Origin of the sequence: Stenotrophomonas maltophilia group sp. RNC7 (genome assembly GCF_030910085.1) — a bacterium.
In the GTDB taxonomy this organism is placed as follows: Bacteria; Pseudomonadota; Gammaproteobacteria; order Xanthomonadales; family Xanthomonadaceae; genus Stenotrophomonas; species Stenotrophomonas sepilia.
Genome location: NZ_JAVFVN010000472.1, coordinates 1 through 321, shown reverse-complemented (window position 1 = coordinate 321; position 321 = coordinate 1). Strand labels below are relative to the sequence as shown.

The window sequence follows — 321 nt, the reverse complement described above, 5'->3', positions numbered from 1 at the left end:
ACGTGCGCACGCTGATCCAGGACGCGATTGACGCCAACAGGGACCTGTACCCGGTCGAAGTGGCCCGCGACATCGCAGAACCGCTCAAGGACGCCGCCCTGGCCATCCAGGAAGCGGCAGCGGTCATCATCGACGCGCGCCCGCCCTTGCGCGAGCGCGTGGTCGCCGCGCCCACCAATCTGCACCTGCTGGCCCATGCCTGGTACGGCGATTACCGGCGCGCCAGCGAGCTGCTGCGGCTGAACCCCTGGGTGCGCAACCCCAACGACATCAAGCCCGGAGATGTGATCAATGGCTACGCGCAATAACGCGGGCGACCCT

General features: G+C 67.6%; 1 protein-coding gene. It reads left to right on the top strand.

Annotated features, from left to right (window positions below):
* A partial coding sequence (locus RCF13_RS07975; RefSeq protein WP_308141055.1) for a hypothetical protein occupies positions 1 to 308 on the top strand: 308 nt, incomplete at its 5' end.
* Positions 309 to 321: the final 13 nt, after the last annotated feature.